Below are 22,200 nucleotides of genomic sequence, written 5' to 3' on the forward strand. Positions count from 1 at the left end.
AAGATAATAAATGGATATACTCTAAATAATTCGAGTTGCAGGAAGGCGACAAGCGAGTGAATCCCAGGAGCTTACATAAGTAAGTGACTGGGGTGAGCGAACGCAGACGCAGCACATGCAACTTTAAGTATGACGAGTATATTTACAGCATGTTCCAGCCGATCAGCATATTCCACCACCACACGCCGAGGGTGATATGTACCAGGAAGGTTAATATCGTCAGTACCGCACCGACCAACCACCAGGATTTAATATCGTTGTAACCCACGCCAAAGATGACCGGACCTGCCGCACCGCCATAGTGAGTAACCATGCCGCCATAGGAGTTGGAGAAAAGCAGCGCCAGCGCAGTTAACATTAACGGTGCACCGGAGACGTTCGCCAGCATGGCAAATACCGGTAACATGGCAACGATATAGGCACTACCGGAAGCAAAGAAATAACGCACGATGATGCTAAGGAAAATAATAACGAAGAAAGCTACGTTACCATGACCGTCAAATGCCAGGTTATTTTTAAAGACTTCAGCTAACCATTCGAAGAATTTAACTTTCGATAATAAGGAGCTTAAGCCGATAATACCGCCGTACCAGATTAAGGTATTCCAGCCGCCTTTATTTTTCACCACGTCTTCCCAGGTAACGATCCCCAGCAGCAGCATGGTCGCCATAACAACGATTGCCACAGTGGATTCATCTACCCCGAGCGTTTTACTGAAAATCCAGCCCAACAGCGCCAGCACAAAGACACCTAGCAGCATTTTTTCGCGGATTTTCATCGGCCCCAGTTCAGCAAGGCCCGCTTTGGCGATGGTTTTGTTATCCACTTTCTTAATTTCTGGCGGATACATGGTGTAAATCACCAGCGGAGTGACCAGCAGCATAATGATGCCCGGCAATCCAGCAGCAAGCGCCCATCCACCCCAACTAATTTGTAGGTGCAGAATATCATTGATCATTTTCAGCGCCAGAATGTTCCCCGCCATTGCAGTAAAGAACATATAGCTGGTGGTTTTAGTAACCATGTAAATGGACATCATCAGGTAATGTCCAACACGACGTGGGCTTTTTTCAGGTTCTGACCCCAAAGCCACCGCCACGCTGTTGATGATCGGTAACACAATGCCGCCCGCACGCGCGGTGTTAGACGGTGTTGCCGGAGCCAGTACCAGATCGAGGAATACCGTAACGTAACCCAGCCCCAGGGTAGTGCTACCAATTTTGCCAATCAATAAATAGGCAATACGTTTACCTAACCCTGTGGTCACAAATGCGGCACTTAAGGTAAACGCCGAGAATACCAGCCAGGTGGTACCTGAAGAGTAACCGCTTAATACGGCGGTAGTCTTAAATGCACCATCGGATAAATTACCGACCACCACCATGGAGGCAGCAACGGCAATTAACAGTACGACAGGTTCCGGGAAAGGCTTGATAACCAGCCCCACAATGGCCGCCAGGTAAATACCAAAAAGCACCCACGCCAGTTCGCTTAATCCTGCCGGAGCTGGCATAAAGCCAATAATACATGGGATCGCTAATATCAGAATTAGCTTCCATAACGATTTTTTATTCATTTAAAATCCTGTTCTTTCTGTATGACTTATACAGAAGTCCTTTATTGATTGTCCTTATCCTGACAACGAATATTTTCAGGGAAGATAAACTTCACCGGAAAATATTTTTCTGGTTGTCCGAATAACAGATGCGCGTAACGTCGTGGCATCCTGACCTTCATTACTTAAATGAACGTCGAGTGCACCACTGGGGTGTTCAATATTGATATTGCCGTATCCTACAGAAGGGACGATTTGTCGGGTGACGGTGCCTTCCAATGCACAACTACTGGAAATAGCAATAGCACCGGTTATCGCCAGCGCGCGATGGCAAGAATGCGGCATAAAATAACGCACATTAATTGCCCCGCCTTTCTGCGCAGGAGAAATAAGCACAGGTTTAGGGATAACCATATTACTGACATCGCCTAAGCCCATTGCTTTACCCGCTTGTAGACGGATAGATTCAATGCGGGCTAATAATGCTTTGTCGGCATCCAGTTCCGTCGGTAATTCATAGCCTGTTTTTCCCAGATATTCAGCCGGAATAATGACGACTGGCATCGCCATATCGATACAGGTCACCGGGACATCGTCAAAATAATCGATCTGATTATCAGTCGGGAAAACTTTTCCGGTTTTGGTTCCAGCGGCATTCAGGAAAGTGAGCGCAACCGGTGCGGCAGTACCCGGTACGCCGTCAATTCTAGCGTTACCCTCGTACTCGACAACACCATTTGGCGTTTGCACATCAGCTTCGATGAACGTACCCGTATTGACGTTGCGGATACGTACGCGGGTAACTGGCGAAGTCGCTGCAATCAAACCATTTTCAATAGCAAATGCCCCAACGCCAGACAGCATATTGCCGCAGTTTGGTGTCGTATCGACACGCCGCTCATGGACGATAACCTGAGCAAACAGATAATCGACATCAGCATGCGGATCGTCGGAACGACTAATAATAGCCACTTTACTGGTCAGCGGATTACCGCCGCCAATACCGTCTATTTCCAGATCGTTACCGGAACCCATAATTGCCATCAATATTTTATCGCGCTGCGTTTGATCTTCGGGTAGATGTTCCGCTAACAGGAACGCGCCCCTCGAGGTTCCACCTCGCATCATCACGCAGGGTATTTTTTTCATAATAATGCCCTCAATTTAAAAACATAACTTATTGCGATATGGTTACATTAAGGGCAAAGCATCTCTAATGACTTTAGCTCAACGATTAATAACATTTTTTCATTAATTTAAGTTGGCTAAATGCAGTTAAAATTTTTAACGGCCTGTCATCCAAAATCGTCGCATCCATTTTTCGGAGTAATAATGAAGCATGAATTATCAAGTATGAAGGCATTTGTCATACTGGCAGAGTCCAGTTCATTTAACAATGCTGCTAAATTACTCAATATTACGCAACCTGCATTAACGCGAAGAATAAAAAAGATGGAAGAGGATTTACATATTCAACTATTTGAGCGTACAACTCGCAAGGTTACGTTAACAAAAGCAGGAAAAAGGTTGCTCCCGGAGGCGCGGGAATTAATAAAGAAATTCGATGAAACGCTTTTTAATATTCGTGATATGAATGCTTATCATCGTGGTATGGTGACGTTAGCGTGTATTCCGACCGCAGTATTTTATTTTTTACCACTGGCAATCGGTAAATTTAATGAGCTGTATCCCAATATTAAAGTGCGGATTCTGGAACAAGGCACGAATAATTGCATGGAATCGGTGCTGTGTAACGAATCAGACTTTGGCATAAACATGAACAACGTCACAAATTCATCCATTGATTTTACCCCACTGGTCAACGAGCCGTTTGTGCTGGCCTGTCGGCGTGACCATCCATTGGCCAAAAAGCAGCTTGTAGAATGGCAGGAGTTAGTAGGTTACAAAATGATTGGCGTGCGCTCCTCCAGCGGCAACCGACTTTTGATAGAACAACAGCTGGCCGACAAGCCCTGGAAGCTGGACTGGTTTTACGAAGTGCGTCATCTTTCGACGTCATTAGGACTGGTAGAGGCGGGACTGGGGATTTCAGCGCTTCCTGGTCTTGCAATGCCCCATGCGCCCTATTCTTCCATTATTGGTATCCCGCTGGTGGAACCCGTTATACGTCGGACATTGGGGATTATTCGCCGCAAAGATGCCGTACTTTCTCCGGCAGCAGAACGCTTTTTTGCCTTGCTGATTAATTTGTGGACTGACGATAAAGACAACTTGTGGACCAATATCGTCGAACGCCAAAGACATGCGTTACAGGAAATGGGGTAATACTCCGGCGCAGGAGATACTGCGCCGGGTGAATCAGCGGTTAGTGTGCGTTAACCACCACCCACATTGGCCCCTGCCCGACCGCATAACGGCCTTTTTCATGCAGTAGACCCTGCTCGCCGACAATTTCGTAAACTGAGATGTGGTGAGATTTTTGCCCGGCGGCAATCAGATACTTGCCGCTGTGATCAACATTGAAGCCGCGCGGCTGGGTTTCCGTTGGCTGGAAGCCTTCTTTACTCAACACGCTGCCATCTTCCGAAACGCTGAAAACGGTAATCAGGCTGGCGGTACGGTCGCAGGCGTATAAATGACGACCATCCGGGGTGATATGAATATCAGCCGCCCAACGGGTATCGGAGAAGTTTTCCGGCATCATATCCAGCGTCTGGACACATTCGATATTGCCGTGCGGATCTTTCAGTTCCCAGACATCCACTGAGCTGTTTAACTCATTGACGCAATACGCATATTGTTCGTTTGGATGGAATACCATATGACGCGGGCCGGCCCCTTCAACGGTAGTCACTTCCGCAGGGTCCTGCGCCACCAGATGACCATCATCGCTGACCGTAAACAGGCAAATGCGATCCTGCTTTAATGCCGGAACCCACAACGTACGGTTGTCCGGTGAGATATTGGCGGAATGGCAACCGTCCAGCCCCTCGACCACATCGACGACGCCCACTGGCAGGCCATCTTCCAGACGCGTTACGCTCACGTTACCCGCATTGTAAGAACCTACAAAGACAAACTGCCCCTGGTGATCGGTGGAAATATGCGTCGGACTACCCGGCAGCGCAGACTCTGCGGCAAAGGTCAGTGCGCCATCGTCCGGGGCGATACGATACGCCAGGACGCGAAACTCAGGGCGAACACCAACATAGAGATAACGTTTGTCCGGGCTGACCACCATCGGCTGCACCTGCCCCGGCACATCGACAACCTGTGTCAGCGTCAGTGCGCCTTCATGATTCAGGTTCCAGACGTGAATTTGCTGGCTCTCAGGGCTGGCGATATAAACTGTTTGCTTCATGAATGCTCCTTTGCATTTAGCAACTGACTGTAACAGCTAAAATTAGTCGCTTTTGGCGGTGAATGCTGAATTAAAACGCAGAATTTTGTCCGATAGTGGTATCGGTGTACCATTCGCGCAGACGAAAATTCTTAACCTTAATCTGGAATACGCCATGACCACACGCGTGATTGCACTCGACTTAGACGGCACCTTATTGACCCCGAAAAAAACCTTGCTTCCTTCATCGATAGAAGCCCTGGCCCGCGCTCGCGAAGCAGGCTATCAATTAATCATCGTCACGGGCCGCCATCACGTCGCTATTCATCCTTTTTATCAGGCGCTGGCGCTGGATACACCTGCTATTTGCTGTAATGGCACCTATTTGTATGATTATCATGCAAAAACAGTGCTTGAAGCCGATCCAATGCCCGTTAATAAAGCCCTGCAACTCATTGAGATGCTGAATGAACACCACATTCACGGTCTGATGTATGTGGATGATGCAATGGTCTATGAGCACCCGACCGGGCATGTCATTCGCACGTCTAACTGGGCGCAAACCCTGCCGCCGGAACAGCGTCCGACCTTTACCCAGGTTGCTTCACTGGCCGAGACAGCGCAGGAAGTTAACGCAGTATGGAAGTTCGCCCTGACACACGATGACCTGCCGCAATTGCAGCATTTTGGTAAGCATGTTGAACATGAATTGGGACTGGAGTGTGAATGGTCCTGGCACGATCAGGTTGATATTGCCCGCGGTGGTAACAGCAAAGGTAAACGCCTGACGAAATGGGTTGAGGCGCAAGGCTGGTCGATGGAAAACGTCGTCGCATTCGGCGATAATTTTAATGATATCAGTATGCTGGAAGCCGCTGGTACAGGCGTGGCGATGGGCAACGCTGATGACGCAGTAAAAGCGCGTGCCAACATTGTGATTGGTGATAACACCACCGACAGCATCGCCCAGTTCATTTATAACCACCTGATTTAATCAGGCGGTTATCGAGACACTTTTAATTTGCGCGTATAGCCATAGGCCAGGTTTGATCGCCAGTTCATCCCTGGCCCACGGGCTTATTCGCGCCCACAGCGTTTTACCGCCGACTTCCAATTCCACTTCCACCTGACCGTTGTCGTCATAGCTATTGACGACTTTGGCGCGCAGCACATTGCGGATGCTGGTTTGTTGCGGCGGTTGTAAAACCAGAGAAACATCGGAAGCCTGGATGCGGATGCGTAGCGCGGCTTGCAGCGGTTCATCCAGCTTATTAACCCACAAATGCTGATCGCCCAGCGCCAGCGCGGTCATCGCGTAACGCGGATGATGTTCCAGTACCGTTACTTTCAGAATGCTGCTTTGTTGCTCTTTCGGCAGCCATGGATTCATCACGCTACTGCCCCAGACTTCTTCCAGCGCACCGAACGCTTTCACCTGGCCATTTTCCAGTACCATCACTCGGTCTGCCAGATGGAGGATCTCATCCAGCGAATGGCTGACATAGAGCATTGGAATGTTGATTTCCCGCGTCAACCGTTGCAGATAAGGCAATAGCTCGCGTTTTCGCGGAAGATCCAGCGAGGCCAGTGGTTCATCCAGTAACAGCAATTCCGGTGCCGTCAGCAATGCCCGGCCAATTGCCACACGCTGTTTTTCGCCTCCGGACAGGCTGCCCGGTAAACGGTCAAGCAACGGTTCAATGCCTAAAAGCGCCACCAGCTTATCGAACTGATCGACCATGCTTTTCGCCATGCCGTAGCGCAGATTTCCACGTACTTTGTAATGCGGAAACAGCCGCGCATCCTGAAACACATAACCAACGCGACGCTTTTCTGGCGAAAGGCAGATCCCTTTTTCGGCGTCATTTAGTACCCGACCATTGAGGACAATCCGCCCTTTTTGCGGACGTGTCAGCCCACTGATGGCATTAATCAGCGAGGTTTTTCCAGCTCCGGAGACACCAAAGATAGCGGTGATACCATTGGCGGGCAGCGTTTCATTAATGGCCAGGCAATGATTGCCCAACGTCTGGGAAAAATTCAGTTCCAGCATGATTAGCGCCCCGCCCGTTCACGGCTGATTCTGGCCAGCCATTCAGAAATCAACAGGGAGATCATCGCCAGCGCAATAGAGATAATGCACAGTCTCGCCGCACCACTTTCCCCGCCGGGGGTCTGGATCAGGGTATACATGGCTGAAGGAATGGTTCGCGTTTCGCCAGGAATGTTAGAAACAAAGGTGATCGTTGCCCCAAACTCACCAAGCGAACGAGCGAATGCCAGTACCGTACCGACGATAATTCCCGGTAAGGTCAGCGGTAACGTGATAGTAAAGAACACGCGCCAGCGCCCTGCCCCCAATGTTCTTGCGGCCTGTTCCAGTTTGACATCAACCCCTTCCAGCGCCAGACGAATTGCCCGCACCATCAACGGAAACGACATTACGGCGGCAGCAAGAACCGCGCCACGCCAGCTAAAGGCGAAGGTAATGCCAAACCAGTCATACAGACGTTCACCGATAAATCCGCGCCGTCCCATCGAAACTAATAACAAGTAACCGACGACCACGGGCGGTAACACCAGCGGTAGATGCAGTACGCTGTCGAGTAGAGCTTTGCCCGGAAATGTGCAACGCACCAGTAACCAGGCAAAAAAGATCCCAAACGGCAGGCTAAACAGCACAGCCAGGGAAGAAACTTTCAGGCTTAATAAAACCGCCTGCCATTCTGGATCGGTCAGTATCATTACTTGGTTGTAAATCCGTAGCGTTTAAAAATTTCCGCAGCCTGCGGTCCCTTCAGATAATCATAAAATGCTTTTACTGTCGCATTGTTATGTCCTTCCACAACAGCAACCGGATATTCCACTTTTTTATGTGAATCTTCCGGGAAGGTGGCAACCACTTTTACCCCTTTGCTGGCAACTGCGTCAGAACCGTAAACAATACCCAGCGGCGCTTCATTGCGTTCGACCAACGCCAGCGCGCCACGAACATCTTCCGCCGGAGCCAGTTTCGGGGAGAGCGTATCCCATGCGCCCAGTTTTTGCAGTGCTTCTTTTGCATAAATGCCAGCGGGAACATGTTCCGGATCACCAACCGCCAGGCGACCGCCATTCAGCAGCGAAGTCCAGTTGGTTTTGCTGTCAATGGAGAAATCTTTCTGCTCGCTGGCTTTCGGTGCTACAACGACCAGGCTATTGCCGAGCAGTGTCTGGCGCGAAGCTGTATCGATCGCTTTTTTATTAACCGCATAATCCATCCATTTCTGATCGGCAGAGATAAACAGATCCGCAGGCGCTCCCGCTTCAATCTGACGGGCGAGAGTAGATGACGAAGCGAAAGAAGAAACCACATCCACACCTTTCTCTTTTTTATACTGCGTAGCAATGTCCTGCATTGCGTTAGTCAGTGATGCGGCGGCGAATACCGTGATTTTCCCTTCATCTGCCAGTGCATTGCCAGCAGCAGCGAAAGAGAGTGCCGCCCCGGCAAACAAGTTCAACCATTTACGAGCCATTGGTAACCCCTTAATGTAACGTTATGTAGGCGACAATATAACGGCAAGTTCAGAATTTTCCCAGCAGTTATTGCTAACCTTTGTGAGGTTGATGAAAAAAATATCGGCAGGAAAAGCAGGAAGTTGAGAAAAAGAAAATGCCCGACTAAGCGGGCATTCAGAGAATCAATGATTTTGTCCGGGCTGGTCTTTTTTACCAACACCAGAAAAGATGTTGAATACTTCACCAAGACCGTAAATCAGACCCAGGATGATGGCCATCACGACAGGTACCATGATTACGGCGAATACCAGACTTTTTAATAACTCTAACATGGTCAACTCCAGATATAGTCATGAGACTATTCTAACCGCTAAGCACAGAAAAGCACTCCCCTTTTGTGCGGTCAGCTTTGCGTGGCGTTCGTTTTCCGTCACAATAAGACTTTTGCCAGGACATTGTTATGCAGGCCGAAATCCTTCTCACCCTTAAGCTCCAACAAAAATTATTCGCCGACCCGCGCCGCATTTCGTTACTAAAACACATTGCGCTTTCCGGTTCCATTAGCCAGGGAGCGAAAGATGCCGGTATCAGCTATAAAAGCGCCTGGGATGCCATTAACGAGATGAATCAGTTAAGTGAGCATATTCTGGTTGAGCGCGCAACAGGCGGTAAAGGTGGCGGCGGCGCAGTACTGACCCGCTATGGTCAGCGACTGATTCAGCTCTATGATTTACTGGCGCAAATCCAGCAAAAAGCCTTTGATGTGTTAAGTGACGATGACGCCTTGCCGCTGAACAGCCTGCTGGCCGCGATCTCACGTTTTTCACTGCAGACCAGTGCCCGTAACCAGTGGTTTGGCACCATCACCGCCCGCGATCATGATGACATTCAACAACATGTTGATGTCTTACTGGCCGATGGCAAAACACGCCTTAAAGTCGCGATTACCGCACAAAGTGGCGCACGTCTGGGACTGGATGAAGGCAAAGAAGTGTTGATTCTGCTGAAAGCGCCGTGGGTGAACATTACTCAGGATGACACTGTCGCCCAGGGTGCCGACAACCAATTGCCGGGCATTATTCGTCATATAGAGCGCGGTGCAGAACAGTGCGAAGTATTAATGGCGTTACCTGACGGGCAAACTCTGTGCGCCACGGTGCCGATAAATGAAGCAGCTTCTCTTGAACAAGGGCAGAATGCCACGGCTTACTTTAACGCCGACAGCGTGATTATCGCTACGCTTTGCTAAGCATGTTGACAATTTGTTATGAAACACGTATCCCTGTCAGTAATCGCTGCAAAAAATGGGATATAAAATGTCATCGTTGCAAATTTTGCAAGGCACGTTTCGTCTTAGCGACACAAAAACGCTGCAATTGTCTCAGCTAACGTTAAACGCGGGTGATAGTTGGGCGTTTGTCGGTTCGAATGGAAGCGGGAAGTCGGCGCTAGCCCGCGCGCTGGCGGGGGAACTTCCGCTTTTGAAAGGTGAACAACAAAGTCAGTTTTCCCACATCACTCGTCTCTCCTTCGAGCAATTGCAAAAGCTCGTCAGCGACGAATGGCAACGGAATAACACCGATATGCTCGGCCCTGGCGAAGATGACACCGGACGCACTACGGCTGAAATCATTCAGGATGAAATTAAGGATGCACAGCGTTGTGCGCAGCTGGCGCAGCAGTTCGGTATTACCCCCCTCCTCGACCGACGCTTTAAATACCTTTCCACTGGCGAGACGCGAAAAACCCTGCTGTGTCAGGCGCTGATGTCGGAGCCTGACTTGTTGATTCTTGATGAGCCGTTCGATGGCCTTGATGTTGCCTCACGTCAGCAGCTGGCTGAGCGACTCGCCTCGTTACATCAGGCCGGTATTACCCTGGTACTGGTGCTCAATCGCTTCGATGAGATCCCGGAATTTGTCCAGTTTGCTGGTGTGCTGGCGGATTGCACGTTAGCGGAAACTGGTGCTAAAGAGGAACTGCTCCAACAAGCACTCGTCGCGCAACTGGCGCATAGCGAACAGCTTGAAGGTGTGCAACTGCCGGAGCCAGATGAACCTTCAGCACGTCACGCCTTACCCGCCAACGAACCGCGCATTGTGCTGAACAACGGCGTGGTTTCTTATAACGATCGCCCCATTCTTAATAACCTTATCTGGCAGGTGAATCCAGGCGAACACTGGCAAATTGTCGGGCCAAATGGCGCGGGAAAATCGACGCTATTAAGCCTGATTACAGGCGATCATCCGCAAGGTTACAGCAACGATTTAACACTTTTCGGACGACGTCGCGGCAGCGGCGAAACCATCTGGGATATCAAAAAGCATATCGGTTACGTCAGCAGTAGTTTGCATCTGGATTACCGGGTCAGCACTACTGTGCGTAATGTGATTCTTTCTGGCTATTTTGATTCGATTGGCATTTATCAGGCCGTTTCGGATCGCCAGCAAAAACTGGTGCAGCAGTGGCTGGATATTCTCGGCATTGATAAACGCACGGCTGACGCTCCTTTCCATAGTCTTTCCTGGGGACAGCAGCGTCTGGCGCTGATCGTCCGTGCGCTAGTGAAACATCCGACGTTGCTTATTCTCGATGAACCACTACAGGGGCTTGATCCGCTCAATCGCCAGCTTATCCGCCGTTTTGTTGATGTGCTGATTAGCGAAGGTGAAACGCAATTGTTGTTTGTTTCGCACCACGCTGAAGATGCGCCTGCCTGTATTACCCATCGTCTTGAGTTCGTGCCGGACGGTGACTTTTATCGCTATGCGCTGACAAAAATAAACTGAGTCGGTAGTGCTGACCGTGCCGGAGGCGGCGTAAACGTGTTATCCGGCCAACGGTTTGACGCATGCAGGCATGAAACCGCGTCTTTTTTTCAGATAAAAAGCGCAATCATTCATAAACCCTCTGTTTTATAATCACTTAATCGCGCATAAAAAACGGCTATATTCTTGTGTAAACGATTCCACTAATTTATTCCATGTCACACTTTTCGCATCTTTGTTATGCTATGGTTATTTCATACCATAAGCCTAATGGAGCGAATTATGAGAGTTCTGGTTACCGGTGGTAGCGGTTACATTGGAAGTCATACCTGTGTGCAATTACTGCAAAACGGTCATGATGTCATCATTCTTGATAACCTCTGTAACAGTAAGCGCAGCGTACTGCCTGTTATCGAGCGTTTAGGCGGCAAACATCCAACGTTTGTTGAAGGCGATATCCGTAACGAAGCGTTGATGACTGAGATCCTGCACGATCACGCTATCGACACCGTGATCCACTTCGCCGGGCTGAAAGCCGTTGGCGAATCGGTACAAAAACCGCTGGAATATTACGACAACAATGTCAACGGCACCCTGCGCCTGATTAGCGCCATGCGCGCCGCTAACGTCAAAAACTTTATCTTCAGCTCCTCCGCCACCGTTTATGGCGATCAGCCCAAAATTCCATACGTTGAAAGCTTCCCGACCGGCACGCCACAAAGTCCTTACGGCAAAAGCAAGCTGATGGTGGAACAGATCCTCACCGATCTGCAAAAAGCCCAGCCGGACTGGAGCATTGCCCTGCTGCGCTATTTCAACCCGGTTGGCGCGCATCCGTCGGGTGATATGGGCGAAGATCCGCAAGGTATTCCGAATAACCTGATGCCATACATCGCCCAGGTTGCTGTAGGCCGTCGCGACTCGCTGGCGATTTTTGGTAACGATTATCCGACCGAAGACGGTACTGGCGTACGCGATTACATCCACGTAATGGATCTGGCGGACGGTCACGTCGTGGCGATGGAAAAACTGGCGAACAAGCCAGGCGTACACATCTACAACCTCGGCGCTGGCGTAGGCAGCAGCGTGCTGGACGTGGTTAATGCCTTCAGCAAAGCCTGCGGCAAACCGGTTAACTATCATTTTGCACCGCGTCGCGAGGGCGACCTTCCGGCCTACTGGGCGGACGCCAGCAAAGCCGACCGTGAACTGAACTGGCGCGTGACGCGCACACTCGATGAAATGGCGCAGGACACCTGGCACTGGCAGTCACGCCATCCACAGGGATATCCCGATTAAGGAACGACCATGACGCAATTTAATCCCGTTGATCATCCACATCGCCGCTACAACCCGCTCACCGGGCAATGGATTCTGGTTTCACCGCACCGCGCTAAGCGCCCCTGGCAGGGGGCGCAGGAAACGCCAGCCAAACAGGTGTTACCTGCGCACGATCCAGATTGCTTCCTCTGCGCAGGTAATGTGCGGGTGACAGGCGATAAAAACCCCGATTACACCGGGACTTACGTTTTCACTAATGACTTTGCGGCCTTGATGTCTGACACGCCAGATGCGCCAGAAAGCAACGATCCTTTGATGCGTTGTCAGAGCGCGCGCGGTACCAGCCGGGTGATCTGCTTTTCACCGGATCACAGTAAAACGCTGCCAGAACTGAGCGTTGCGGCATTGACGGAAATCGTCAAAACCTGGCAGGAGCAAACCGCAGAACTGGGGAAAACATACCCGTGGGTGCAGGTCTTTGAAAACAAAGGCGCGGCGATGGGCTGCTCTAACCCGCATCCGCACGGACAGATTTGGGCAAATAGCTTCCTGCCTAACGAAGCTGAGCGCGAAGACCGCCTGCAAAAAGAATATTTCGCCGGGCAGAAATCACCAATGCTGGTGGATTATGTTCAGCGCGAGCTGGCAGACGGTAGCCGTACCGTTGTCGAAACCGAACACTGGTTAGCCGTTGTGCCTTACTGGGCTGCCTGGCCGTTCGAAACGCTACTGCTGCCCAAAGCCCACGTTTTGCGGATCACCGATTTGACCGACGCCCAGCGCAGCGATTTGGCGCTGGCGTTGAAAAAGCTGACCAGTCGTTATGACAACCTCTTCCAGTGCTCCTTCCCCTACTCTATGGGCTGGCACGGCGCGCCATTCAATGACGAAGAGAATCAACACTGGCAGCTGCACGCGCACTTTTATCCGCCTCTGTTGCGCTCCGCCACCGTACGTAAATTTATGGTTGGTTATGAAATGCTGGCAGAGACCCAGCGAGACCTGACCGCAGAACAGGCAGCAGAGCGTTTGCGCGCAGTCAGCGATATCCATTTTCGCGAATCCGGAGTGTAAGAAATGAGTCTGAAAGAAAAAACACAATCTCTGTTTGCCAACGCATTTGGCTACCCTGCCACTCACACCATTCAGGCGCCTGGCCGCGTGAATTTGATTGGTGAACACACCGACTACAACGACGGTTTCGTTCTGCCCTGCGCGATTGATTATCAAACCGTGATCAGTTGTGCACCACGCGATGACCGTAAAGTTCGCGTGATGGCAGCCGATTATGAAAATCAGCTTGACGAGTTTTCCCTTGATGCGCCTATTGTCGCACATGAAAACTATCAATGGGCTAACTATGTCCGTGGCGTAGTGAAACATCTGCAACTGCGTAACAACAACTTTGGCGGTGTGGACATGGTGATCAGCGGCAATGTGCCGCAGGGTGCAGGGCTAAGTTCTTCCGCTTCACTGGAAGTCGCGGTCGGAACCGTATTGCAGCAACTTTATCATCTGCCGCTGGACGGCGCACAAATCGCACTTAACGGCCAGGAAGCAGAAAACCAGTTTGTTGGCTGTAACTGTGGGATCATGGATCAGCTGATTTCCGCGCTCGGCAAAAAAGATCATGCCTTGCTGATCGATTGCCGCTCACTGGGCACCAAAGCGGTTTCCATGCCGAAAGGTGTGGCTGTCGTCATCATCAACAGTAACTTCAAACGTACCCTGGTTGGCAGCGAATACAACACCCGTCGTGAACAGTGCGAAACCGGCGCGCGTTTCTTCCAGCAGCCAGCCCTGCGCGATGTCACTATTGAGGAGTTCAACGCTGTTGCACATGAACTGGACCCGATCGTGGCGAAACGCGTGCGTCATATCCTGACTGAAAACGCCCGTACCGTTGAAGCAGCCAGCGCACTGGAGCAAGGCGACCTGAAACGTATGGGCGAGTTGATGGCGGAGTCTCATGCTTCTATGCGCGATGATTTCGAAATCACCGTGCCGCAAATTGACACTCTGGTAGAAATCGTCAAAGCTGTGATTGGCGACAAAGGTGGCGTACGCATGACCGGCGGCGGATTTGGCGGCTGTATCGTCGCGCTGATCCCGGAAGAGCTGGTGCCTGCCGTACAGCAAGCTGTCGCTGAACAATATGAAGCAAAAACAGGTATTAAAGAGACTTTTTACGTTTGTAAACCATCACAAGGAGCAGGACAGTGCTGAACGAAACTCCCGCACTGGCACCCGATGGTCAGCCGTACCGACTGTTAACTTTGCGTAACAACGCAGGGATGGTAGTCACGCTGATGGACTGGGGTGCGACTTTACTTTCCGCCCGTATTCCGCTTTCCGATGGCAGCGTCCGCGAGGCGCTGCTCGGCTGCGCCAGCCCGGAATGCTATCAGGATCAGGCCGCGTTTCTGGGGGCCTCTATTGGTCGTTATGCAAACCGTATCGCCAATAGTCGTTATACCTTTGACGATGAAACCGTGACGCTTTCGCCAAGTCAGGGCGTTAACCAGCTGCACGGCGGCCCGGAAGGGTTCGACAAACGTCGCTGGCAGATTGTGAATCAGAACGATCGTCAGGTGCTGTTTGCCCTGAGTTCAGATGATGGCGATCAGGGCTTCCCGGGTAATCTCGGCGCGACGGTGCAATATCGTCTGACCGACGATAACCGTATCTCCATTACTTATCGCGCCACGGTTGATAAACCTTGCCCGGTGAATATGACTAATCACGTCTATTTCAACCTCGACGGCGAGCAGTCTGACGTGCGCAATCACAAGTTGCAGATTCTGGCGGACGAATATCTGCCGGTTGATGAAGGCGGCATTCCGCACGACGGTCTGAAATCTGTCGCCGGAACATCTTTTGATTTCCGCAGCGCCAAAATCATCGCCAGTGAGTTTCTTGCCGACGACGATCAGCGCAAAGTGAAAGGTTACGATCATGCGTTCTTGTTACAGGCCAAAGGCGATGGCAAGAAAGTGGCGGCGCATGTCTGGTCAGCAGATGAAAAATTGCAGCTGAAGGTCTACACCACCGCTCCGGCTCTGCAATTTTACTCCGGCAACTTCCTTGGTGGCACGCCGTCACGGGGAACCGAACCTTACGCTGACTGGCAGGGACTGGCTCTGGAAAGCGAGTTTCTGCCGGACAGCCCAAACCACCCTGAATGGCCGCAACCGGACTGTTTCCTGCGTCCTGGCGAAGAGTATTCCAGCCTGACTGAATATCAGTTTATTGCTGAATAACTTTAAGCCCTCGTAATGAGGGCTTTATCCTTATATTGCTCAAATCACCAGCAAACACCGACATATTTGCAACTCAATATTCACAACAACCTTACACTGCGACACTATTTTCGCTATGGTTATGCGTAAGCATTGCCGTTGCTTCGTCACGGCAATATAATGAGAATTATTATCATTAAAAGATGGTTTGAGGAGTAAGTATATGGCTGTAACTAAGCTGGTTCTGGTTCGTCATGGCGAAAGTCAGTGGAACAAAGAAAACCGTTTTACCGGTTGGTACGACGTGGATCTGTCTGAGAAAGGCGTAAGCGAAGCAAAAGCAGCTGGTAAGCTGCTGAAAGAGGAAGGTTACAGCTTTGATTTTGCTTACACCTCTGTGCTGAAACGCGCTATCCATACCCTGTGGAATGTGCTGGACGAACTGGATCAGGCATGGCTGCCCGTTGAGAAATCCTGGAAACTGAACGAACGTCACTACGGTGCGTTGCAGGGTCTGAACAAAGCGGAAACTGCTGAAAAGTATGGCGACGAGCAGGTGAAACAGTGGCGTCGTGGTTTTGCGGTAACTCCGCCGGAACTGACTAAAGATGATGAGCGTTATCCGGGCCACGATCCACGTTACGCGAAGCTGAGCGAGAAAGAGCTGCCACTGACGGAAAGCCTGGCGCTGACCATTGACCGCGTGATCCCTTACTGGAATGAAACTATTCTGCCGCGAATGAAGAGCGGTGAGCGCGTGATCATCGCCGCACACGGTAACTCGTTACGTGCGCTGGTGAAATATCTCGATAATATGAGCGAAGAAGAGATTCTTGAGCTGAATATCCCGACTGGCGTGCCACTGGTTTATGAATTCGACGAGAATTTCAAACCGCTGAAACGCTATTATCTGGGTAATGCTGACGAGATCGCGGCGAAAGCAGCAGCCGTTGCGAACCAGGGTAAAGCGAAGTAAACGTCATTCGCTTAAAAATGAGAAAGCCGACTGCAAGTGAGTCGGCTTTTTTGTTGCTAACAATGGAGCACATTGCCTGATGCGACGCTGCGCGTCTTATCAGGCCTACGGTGATTCATCGGATAACCACTGTGACGGCGCATCCGACAATTAAACTTTACCCGCGACGCGCTTTTACTGCGTTCGCCAGTTGACGTAACAGAGCATCGGTATCCTCCCAGCCAATGCAGGCATCGGTGATGCTCTTGCCATAGGCCAGCGGTTCCCCGCTCTCCAGGCTCTGATTGCCTTCCACCAGATGGCTTTCCACCATCACACCAATAATGGCTTTCTCGCCACCGGCAATCTGCTGGCAAACGTCAGCACAAACATCCATCTGCTTTTTGAACTGTTTGGACGAGTTGGCATGGCTGAAATCGATCATCACCTGCGCTGGCAGGCCTGCTTTGTTCAGCCCTTCTTTCACTTCTGCGACATGTTTCGCACTGTAATTAGGCTCTTTACCGCCGCGCAGAATGATATGGCAATCGCCGTTACCGCTGGTGTTCACGATCGCCGAATGCCCCCATTTAGTCACTGACAGGAAGCAGTGCGGCGCACCGGCGGCATTTATGGCATCGATAGCCACTTTAATCGTACCGTCGGTGCCATTTTTAAAACCTACCGGACAAGAAAGACCAGACGCCAGCTCACGGTGCACCTGCGATTCCGTTGTACGTGCGCCAATTGCTCCCCAGCTCATCAGGTCCGCGAGATATTGCGGGGTGATCATATCCAGGAATTCACCCGCTGCTGGCAGACCGCTATCGTTAATATCGAGCAGCAATTTACGGGCAATACGCAAGCCGTCGTTGATCTGGAAGCTGTTATCCATATGCGGATCGTTAATCAGCCCTTTCCAGCCCACTGTGGTACGCGGCTTTTCAAAGTAGACGCGCATTACGATTTCCAGCTCATCTTTTAGCTCTTCACGCAGCGCCAGCAAGCGAGTGGCATACTCTTTAGCCGCGACGGGATCATGAATAGAACACGGACCAATCACCACCAACAGGCGATCATCATTACCTTTCAGGATCTTATGGATCGCTTTTCGGGCATGGGCAACCGTATTCGCGGCATTTTCAGTAGCAGGGAATTTTTCCAGCAATGCGACAGGAGGAAGTAACTCTTTGATTTCTTTGATGCGTAAATCGTCGTTCTGATAATTCATGTCTGTTCCAGTGTTGCCATACTTATCTTAGTGAATGCAATACTTCCAATCTATATCTTCCGTCAGAATGTGTAAACGGGGTTTTACACTATGAACGGATTAATCCTGGAATTAGCAAGAAAAACGCCAGATTGTCGCGAAAAACGAGATCTCTCCTACAATTTCTAACTGTAACTCCTTTGTTTGTTAATTATTTCAAGATTCTCTGCTGCGTTTTATAACCTGGCTGAAATCTTAAACCATTGCCTTATATTCACCTGCAAATGCACTGTTGGAAGAGGTTATCCGACATAACGACCATAACAGGAGCATCCTATGAAAATGACAAAACTGGCCACACTATTTCTGACTGCCACTCTAAGCCTTGCCAGCGGAGCCGCACTGGCTGCCGATAGCGGAGCGCAAAGCAATAACGGCCAGGCAAACGCCGCAGCTGATGCGGGCCAGGTAGCCCCTGATGCCCGTGAAAATGTCGCGCCAAATAACGTCGACAATAACGGGGTAAATACCGGTTCTGGCGGCACAATGCTGCATCCGGATGGTTCTTCAATGAACAATGACGGCATGACCAAAGATGAAGAGCACAAGAACACCATGTGCAAAGATGGTCGCTGCCCGGATATCAATAAAAAAGTCCAAACCGGTGATGGCATCAACAATGATGTCGATACCAAAACCGACGGTACCACGCAGTAACCCTGCGAAATAGCCAATAATGGGAGAGCGGAGTCTCTCCCTTTTAATTTTTCCCTTCTAAAAGCAGTATGATGTCATAAAGTTAAGTGAGAATAATTAAGGGATGACTCGTCATGGCGCACTCACACTCACACACTTCCTCACACCTGCCAGAAGATAATAATGCTCGTCGCTTGTTGTATGCTTTCGGCGTGACTGCCGGGTTTATGCTCGTAGAAGTCATTGGTGGTTTTCTTTCCGGTTCTCTGGCATTGCTGGCCGATGCGGGTCATATGTTGACCGATACTGCCGCCCTGCTTTTCGCCCTACTCGCAGTGCAATTCTCCCGTCGTCCTCCCACCATTCGCCACACTTTCGGTTGGCTAAGATTGACCACGCTCGCGGCGTTTGTGAATGCCATCGCCCTGGTGGTGATTACCATTTTGATTGTCTGGGAGGCGATAGAACGCTTCCGCACGCCTCGTCCGGTCGAGGGTGGCATGATGATGGCAATTGCCGTGGCTGGGTTGCTGGCCAATATACTTTCTTTCTGGTTACTTCATCACGGCAGCGAAGAGAAAAACCTCAACGTGCGCGCAGCGGCACTGCATGTTCTCGGGGACCTACTGGGTTCGGTTGGGGCTATTATTGCCGCGTTGATTATTATCTGGACCGGCTGGACACCTGCTGACCCCATTCTCTCAATACTGGTGTCGCTTCTGGTTCTGCGTAGCGCGTGGCGACTGTTGAAAGATAGCGTGAATGAATTACTTGAAGGTGCACCGGTATCGCTGGATATCGCCGAACTGAAGCGTCGTATGTGCCGGGAAATCCCGGAAGTCCGTAATGTACACCATGTGCATGTTTGGATGGTGGGTGAAAAGCCAGTGATGACGCTGCATGTGCAGGTGATCCCGCCACACGATCACGATGCCTTGTTAGATCAGATCCAACACTACCTGATGGATCACTATCAGATTGAGCACGCCACTATTCAGATGGAATATCAACCTTGTCATGGGCCAGACTGCCGCCTGAATGGAGGGGTGTCTGGCCATTCACATCATCATCATTAATGGGACAGCGCGCGTGAACCTCTTTCGCGTGCGCTGTTGATCCACATCCGGCTGCCGTTGAGGGCAATAAAGGTCAGGATGATGTACTCCAGAGACATGGCGTAAACGCCCTGAAGTGCAAAAATAACGACGCTAATCACGTTAATAATCACCCACAACAGCCAGTTTTCCACATACTTACGCGTCATCAGAATCATTGCCACGATAGATAACACCATCATGCAGGAATCCCAGAACGGGAAAGCGTCCGGTTGCAGTTCAGGCATCGCAACCTGTAATCCTAATGCTTGCATGATCATGACTGCCACGCGGGTCAAAAATGCAAACACCGGATTGATAAATACCGTCATCAGACCAACCGAAACAACGCAAACCGCCAACCAGCTGAGCGCCTTCGGCAATGGCAACCAGCGAATTTTCAACTCCGCCTCGTTCTGACTGGTTTGTCGCGACCACGCATACCAACCGTAAATATTCGCGGCAAAGAAAAACACCTGTAATAGCAGGCTGGCATACAGCTGAATCTGAAAGAAAATAATGCCAAACAAGGTGACGTTGATCAGGCCAAAGAAGTAGTTGCTGATCTTCTCCAGACTGGCAAGGCCAATACACAGCAACCCGGCGATCGTGCCTACCGCTTCGATCCATGAGAGATCATAACCGCCTGCTCCTATTGGTATATGTACCAGGATATTCTGCACACTAAAAAAATCCATCTTTCCCCCAAAGCGTAACGTGACGCCTTATTATTAGTTATCCACGTAGTGTAGCCGCAAAATCCAGCATACGATTGAGCGGCACCAGCGCCTTCTCTCGCAGCTTTTCCTCAACATGAACCTCGTGATTGCCTCCTTCCTGTTCTAATGCCTCTGCGATGGCCTGAAGGCCATTCATGGCCATCCACGGACAATGCGCGCAGCTGCGGCAGGTTGCGCCCTCACCCGCGGTTGGTGCTTCCAGTAACTCTTTATCTGGCACCGCCTGCTGCATTTTGTAGAAAATACCCCGATCGGTTGCCACGATAAGTCGCTGATGTGGCAATGTTTTCGCAGCAGCGATCAGTTGACTGGTGGAACCGACCGCATCCGCCATATCTACAATAGCTTGCGGTGATTCTGGATGCACCAGTATGGCAGCATCCGGGTATTCTTCTTGCAAGCGGGTTAACGCCTGAGTCTTAAACTCATCATGCACAATGCAGGCACCCTGCCAGCATAAAATGTCTGCGCCCGTCTGTTTTTGCACGTAACGCCCCAGATGTTTGTCGGGTGCCCAGATGATTTTTTCACCCAAACTATCCAGATGATCAATAAGTTCGACGGCAATGCTTGAAGTTACCACCCAATCTGCGCGCGCTTTTACCGCAGCAGAAGTGTTGGCGTAGACGACGACAGTACGATCGGGATGGGCATCGCAAAATGCGTTAAATTCTTCAACAGGGCAGCCGAGATCCAGTGAACATTCAGCCTGAAGTGTCGGCATCAGAATTGTTTTTTCCGGACTGAGAATTTTGGCGGTTTCTCCCATAAATCTCACCCCAGCGACTAACAACGTAGAAGCGGGATGCTTTGCACCGAAGCGCGCCATTTCCAGAGAATCAGAAATACAGCCACCGGTTTCTTCTGCCAGTTGTTGAATTTCGGGATCGGTATAGTAATGGGCAACCATCACCGCATTACGTTCTTTTAGCAGACGTTTTATCTTCTCGCGGTAATACGCTTTTTCATCAATGCTTAACGGCGTCGGCTTCGGGGGGAAAGGATAAATCGCCGCTTCAGGATCAAACATCACGCTCATCTTACCATCTCGTTTTACAGGCTTAACATTAAAACCGACATAAGCGTGATATTCGCTATTATCGGCATGATTTGTTTTATATGCTAAACAAGATAGTCGAATGGTGGGGAAAAGTCACTCGAAATACGTATGAGATGACGAATGCCGCACTTTGCGTCTTATTCCTCCGACGTAGAGTCGTTTACGCAGCAAGCGCGGAGTATGTCATCAGGGTCAAGAATTGAAATTGAGAGATGCCTGAATAGCAAAAAAGCGCCTTTAGGACGCTTTTTTACATTGGTGGGTCGTGCAGGATGACTCACTTCGCTCGCCCTTCGGGCCGTCGCCGCGAGCGGCTCCGTTGTTTCGCTGCGCTCAACTCGAACCTGCTGCAGGTTCGAATCTTTGAATATCCCAGATAGCAAAAAAGCGCCTTTAGGGCGCTTTTTTACATTGGTGGGTCGTGCAGGATGACTCGCTTCGCTCGCCCTTCGGGCCGTCGCCGCAAGCGGCTCCGTTGTTTCGCTACGCTCAACTCGAACCTGCTGCAGGTTCGAATCTTTGAATATCCCAGATAGCAAAAAAGCGCCTTTAGGGCGCTTTTTTACATTGGTGGGTCGTGCAGGATGACTCGCTTCGCTCGCCCTTCGGGCCGTCGCCGCAAGCGGCTCCGTTGTTTCGCTACGCTCAACTCGAACCTGCTGCAGGTTCGAATCTTTGAATATCCCAGATAGCAAAAAAGCGCCTTTAGGGCGCTTTTTTTACATTGGTGGGTCGTGCAGGATTCGAACCTGCGACCAATTGATTAAAAGTCAACTGCTCTACCAACTGAGCTAACGACC

21 protein-coding genes and 3 other RNA genes are annotated in these 22,200 nt (G+C 50.5%); 11 read left to right on the forward strand and 13 right to left on the reverse strand.

What is annotated here, in order from left to right; translation table 11 throughout:
- Window positions 1–142 precede the first annotated feature (142 nt).
- Window positions 143–1,576 (reverse strand): anion permease, encoded by a 1,434-nt coding sequence (locus tag ATB02_RS13510; RefSeq protein ID WP_001036488.1) that lies wholly within the window; start codon window positions 1,574–1,576, stop codon window positions 143–145.
- 75 nt (window positions 1,577–1,651) lie between these two features.
- On the reverse strand, window positions 1,652–2,704 hold the full coding sequence (locus ATB02_RS13515; RefSeq protein ID WP_105271736.1) for a 4-oxalomesaconate tautomerase: 1,053 nt from the start codon (window positions 2,702–2,704) through the stop codon (window positions 1,652–1,654).
- Window positions 2,705–2,887: 183 nt separating this feature from the next.
- Here ATB02_RS13515 and ATB02_RS13520 point away from each other — a divergent pair, with 183 nt between their 5' ends.
- The gene (locus ATB02_RS13520; protein ID WP_010361054.1) at window positions 2,888–3,841 is read left to right on the forward strand and encodes a LysR family transcriptional regulator; all 954 of its coding nucleotides are present in this window, start codon (window positions 2,888–2,890) and stop codon (window positions 3,839–3,841) included.
- Between the two features lie 40 nt (window positions 3,842–3,881).
- Here the strand turns inward: ATB02_RS13520 and pgl are convergent, their stop codons facing one another.
- Entirely contained in the window at window positions 3,882–4,877 is a 996-nt protein-coding gene (gene pgl / locus ATB02_RS13525; protein ID WP_000815435.1) for a 6-phosphogluconolactonase, read from the reverse strand.
- A gap of 154 nt (window positions 4,878–5,031) precedes the next feature.
- Between pgl and ybhA the strand changes: the two genes are divergently transcribed.
- A complete protein-coding gene (gene ybhA, locus ATB02_RS13530) occupies window positions 5,032–5,850 on the forward strand; it encodes a bifunctional pyridoxal phosphate/fructose-1,6-bisphosphate phosphatase (RefSeq protein ID WP_032302725.1) in 819 nt (272 codons plus the stop codon).
- Here ybhA and modC read toward each other — a convergent pair whose 3' ends face one another.
- The 4 genes from modC to acrZ all read right to left on the reverse strand — a co-directional run bounded on the left by modC (window position 5,851) and on the right by acrZ (window position 8,689).
- Window positions 5,851–6,909, reverse strand: coding sequence for a molybdenum ABC transporter ATP-binding protein ModC (modC, locus tag ATB02_RS13535; protein ID WP_000891654.1), 1,059 nt, complete (start codon window positions 6,907–6,909; stop codon window positions 5,851–5,853). It abuts the gene before it with no gap.
- A gap of 2 nt (window positions 6,910–6,911) precedes the next feature.
- Window positions 6,912–7,601 carry a molybdate ABC transporter permease subunit gene (gene modB / locus ATB02_RS13540; RefSeq protein ID WP_000604034.1) on the reverse strand — a complete coding sequence of 230 codons (690 nt, stop codon included), beginning with the start codon at window positions 7,599–7,601 and terminating at the stop codon, window positions 6,912–6,914.
- Window positions 7,601–8,374 carry a molybdate ABC transporter substrate-binding protein gene (gene modA / locus ATB02_RS13545; RefSeq protein WP_105271737.1) on the reverse strand — a complete coding sequence of 258 codons (774 nt, stop codon included), beginning with the start codon at window positions 8,372–8,374 and terminating at the stop codon, window positions 7,601–7,603. The genes modB and modA overlap by 1 nt, the downstream gene beginning before the upstream one ends.
- A 165-nt stretch (window positions 8,375–8,539) precedes the next feature.
- A complete protein-coding gene (acrZ, locus tag ATB02_RS13555; protein WP_000891515.1) occupies window positions 8,540–8,689 on the reverse strand; it encodes a multidrug efflux pump accessory protein AcrZ in 150 nt (49 codons plus the stop codon).
- A 128-nt stretch (window positions 8,690–8,817) separates the two neighbouring features.
- Between acrZ and modE the strand changes: the two genes are divergently transcribed.
- The 7 genes from modE (at window position 8,818) to gpmA (ending at window position 16,621) form a co-directional block, all read left to right on the forward strand.
- Entirely contained in the window at window positions 8,818–9,606 is a 789-nt protein-coding gene (modE, locus tag ATB02_RS13560; RefSeq protein WP_001147432.1) for a molybdenum-dependent transcriptional regulator, read from the forward strand.
- Window positions 9,607–9,673: 67 nt separating this feature from the next.
- Window positions 9,674–11,146, forward strand: coding sequence for a molybdate ABC transporter ATP-binding protein ModF (gene modF, locus ATB02_RS13565; RefSeq protein ID WP_105271738.1), 1,473 nt, complete (start codon window positions 9,674–9,676; stop codon window positions 11,144–11,146).
- Between the two features lie 261 nt (window positions 11,147–11,407).
- Window positions 11,408–12,424, forward strand: coding sequence for a UDP-glucose 4-epimerase GalE (gene galE, locus ATB02_RS13570; RefSeq protein WP_001265443.1), 1,017 nt, complete (start codon window positions 11,408–11,410; stop codon window positions 12,422–12,424).
- Between the two features lie 9 nt (window positions 12,425–12,433).
- Window positions 12,434–13,480 (forward strand): galactose-1-phosphate uridylyltransferase, encoded by a 1,047-nt coding sequence (galT, locus tag ATB02_RS13575; protein WP_105271739.1) that lies wholly within the window; start codon window positions 12,434–12,436, stop codon window positions 13,478–13,480.
- Between the two features lie 3 nt (window positions 13,481–13,483).
- Window positions 13,484–14,632, forward strand: coding sequence for a galactokinase (gene galK, locus ATB02_RS13580; protein WP_000053408.1), 1,149 nt, complete (start codon window positions 13,484–13,486; stop codon window positions 14,630–14,632).
- Window positions 14,626–15,666, forward strand: coding sequence for a galactose-1-epimerase (galM, locus tag ATB02_RS13585; RefSeq protein ID WP_105271740.1), 1,041 nt, complete (start codon window positions 14,626–14,628; stop codon window positions 15,664–15,666). The genes galK and galM overlap by 7 nt, the downstream gene beginning before the upstream one ends.
- 202 nt (window positions 15,667–15,868) lie before the next feature.
- Window positions 15,869–16,621, forward strand: coding sequence for a 2,3-diphosphoglycerate-dependent phosphoglycerate mutase (gpmA, locus tag ATB02_RS13590; protein ID WP_001295305.1), 753 nt, complete (start codon window positions 15,869–15,871; stop codon window positions 16,619–16,621).
- Window positions 16,622–16,778: 157 nt separating this feature from the next.
- Here the strand turns inward: gpmA and aroG are convergent, their stop codons facing one another.
- A complete protein-coding gene (aroG, locus tag ATB02_RS13595; RefSeq protein WP_001109196.1) occupies window positions 16,779–17,831 on the reverse strand; it encodes a 3-deoxy-7-phosphoheptulonate synthase AroG in 1,053 nt (350 codons plus the stop codon).
- A 315-nt stretch (window positions 17,832–18,146) separates the two neighbouring features.
- On the opposite strand from aroG, the gene ATB02_RS13605 reads away from it, so the two are divergent.
- Entirely contained in the window at window positions 18,147–18,527 is a 381-nt protein-coding gene (locus tag ATB02_RS13605; protein ID WP_000784342.1) for a YbgS-like family protein, read from the forward strand.
- Window positions 18,528–18,640: 113 nt separating this feature from the next.
- Window positions 18,641–19,582: a CDF family zinc transporter ZitB gene (zitB, locus tag ATB02_RS13610; RefSeq protein ID WP_105271741.1), complete on the forward strand. Its 942-nt coding sequence runs from the start codon at window positions 18,641–18,643 to the stop codon at window positions 19,580–19,582.
- Here zitB and pnuC read toward each other — a convergent pair.
- From pnuC to ATB02_RS13635, 5 genes are all read right to left on the reverse strand, one after another.
- Window positions 19,579–20,298, reverse strand: coding sequence for a nicotinamide riboside transporter PnuC (gene pnuC, locus ATB02_RS13615; protein WP_032183721.1), 720 nt, complete (start codon window positions 20,296–20,298; stop codon window positions 19,579–19,581). The two genes, zitB and pnuC, sit on opposite strands and share 4 nt — an antisense overlap.
- Before the next feature lie 37 nt (window positions 20,299–20,335).
- Entirely contained in the window at window positions 20,336–21,379 is a 1,044-nt protein-coding gene (gene nadA, locus ATB02_RS13620) for a quinolinate synthase NadA (protein ID WP_105271742.1), read from the reverse strand.
- A gap of 277 nt (window positions 21,380–21,656) precedes the next feature.
- Window positions 21,657–21,782, reverse strand: a non-coding RNA gene (locus tag ATB02_RS13625) — RtT sRNA.
- 30 nt (window positions 21,783–21,812) lie between these two features.
- Window positions 21,813–21,938: non-coding RNA, RtT sRNA (locus ATB02_RS13630), on the reverse strand.
- 30 nt (window positions 21,939–21,968) lie between these two features.
- Window positions 21,969–22,094, reverse strand: a non-coding RNA gene (locus ATB02_RS13635) — RtT sRNA.
- Between the last annotated feature and the right edge of the window lie 106 nt (window positions 22,095–22,200).

Origin of the sequence: Escherichia sp. MOD1-EC5189 (genome assembly GCF_002966045.1) — a bacterium.
GTDB classification, from domain to species: Bacteria; Pseudomonadota; Gammaproteobacteria; order Enterobacterales; family Enterobacteriaceae; genus Escherichia; species Escherichia coli_F.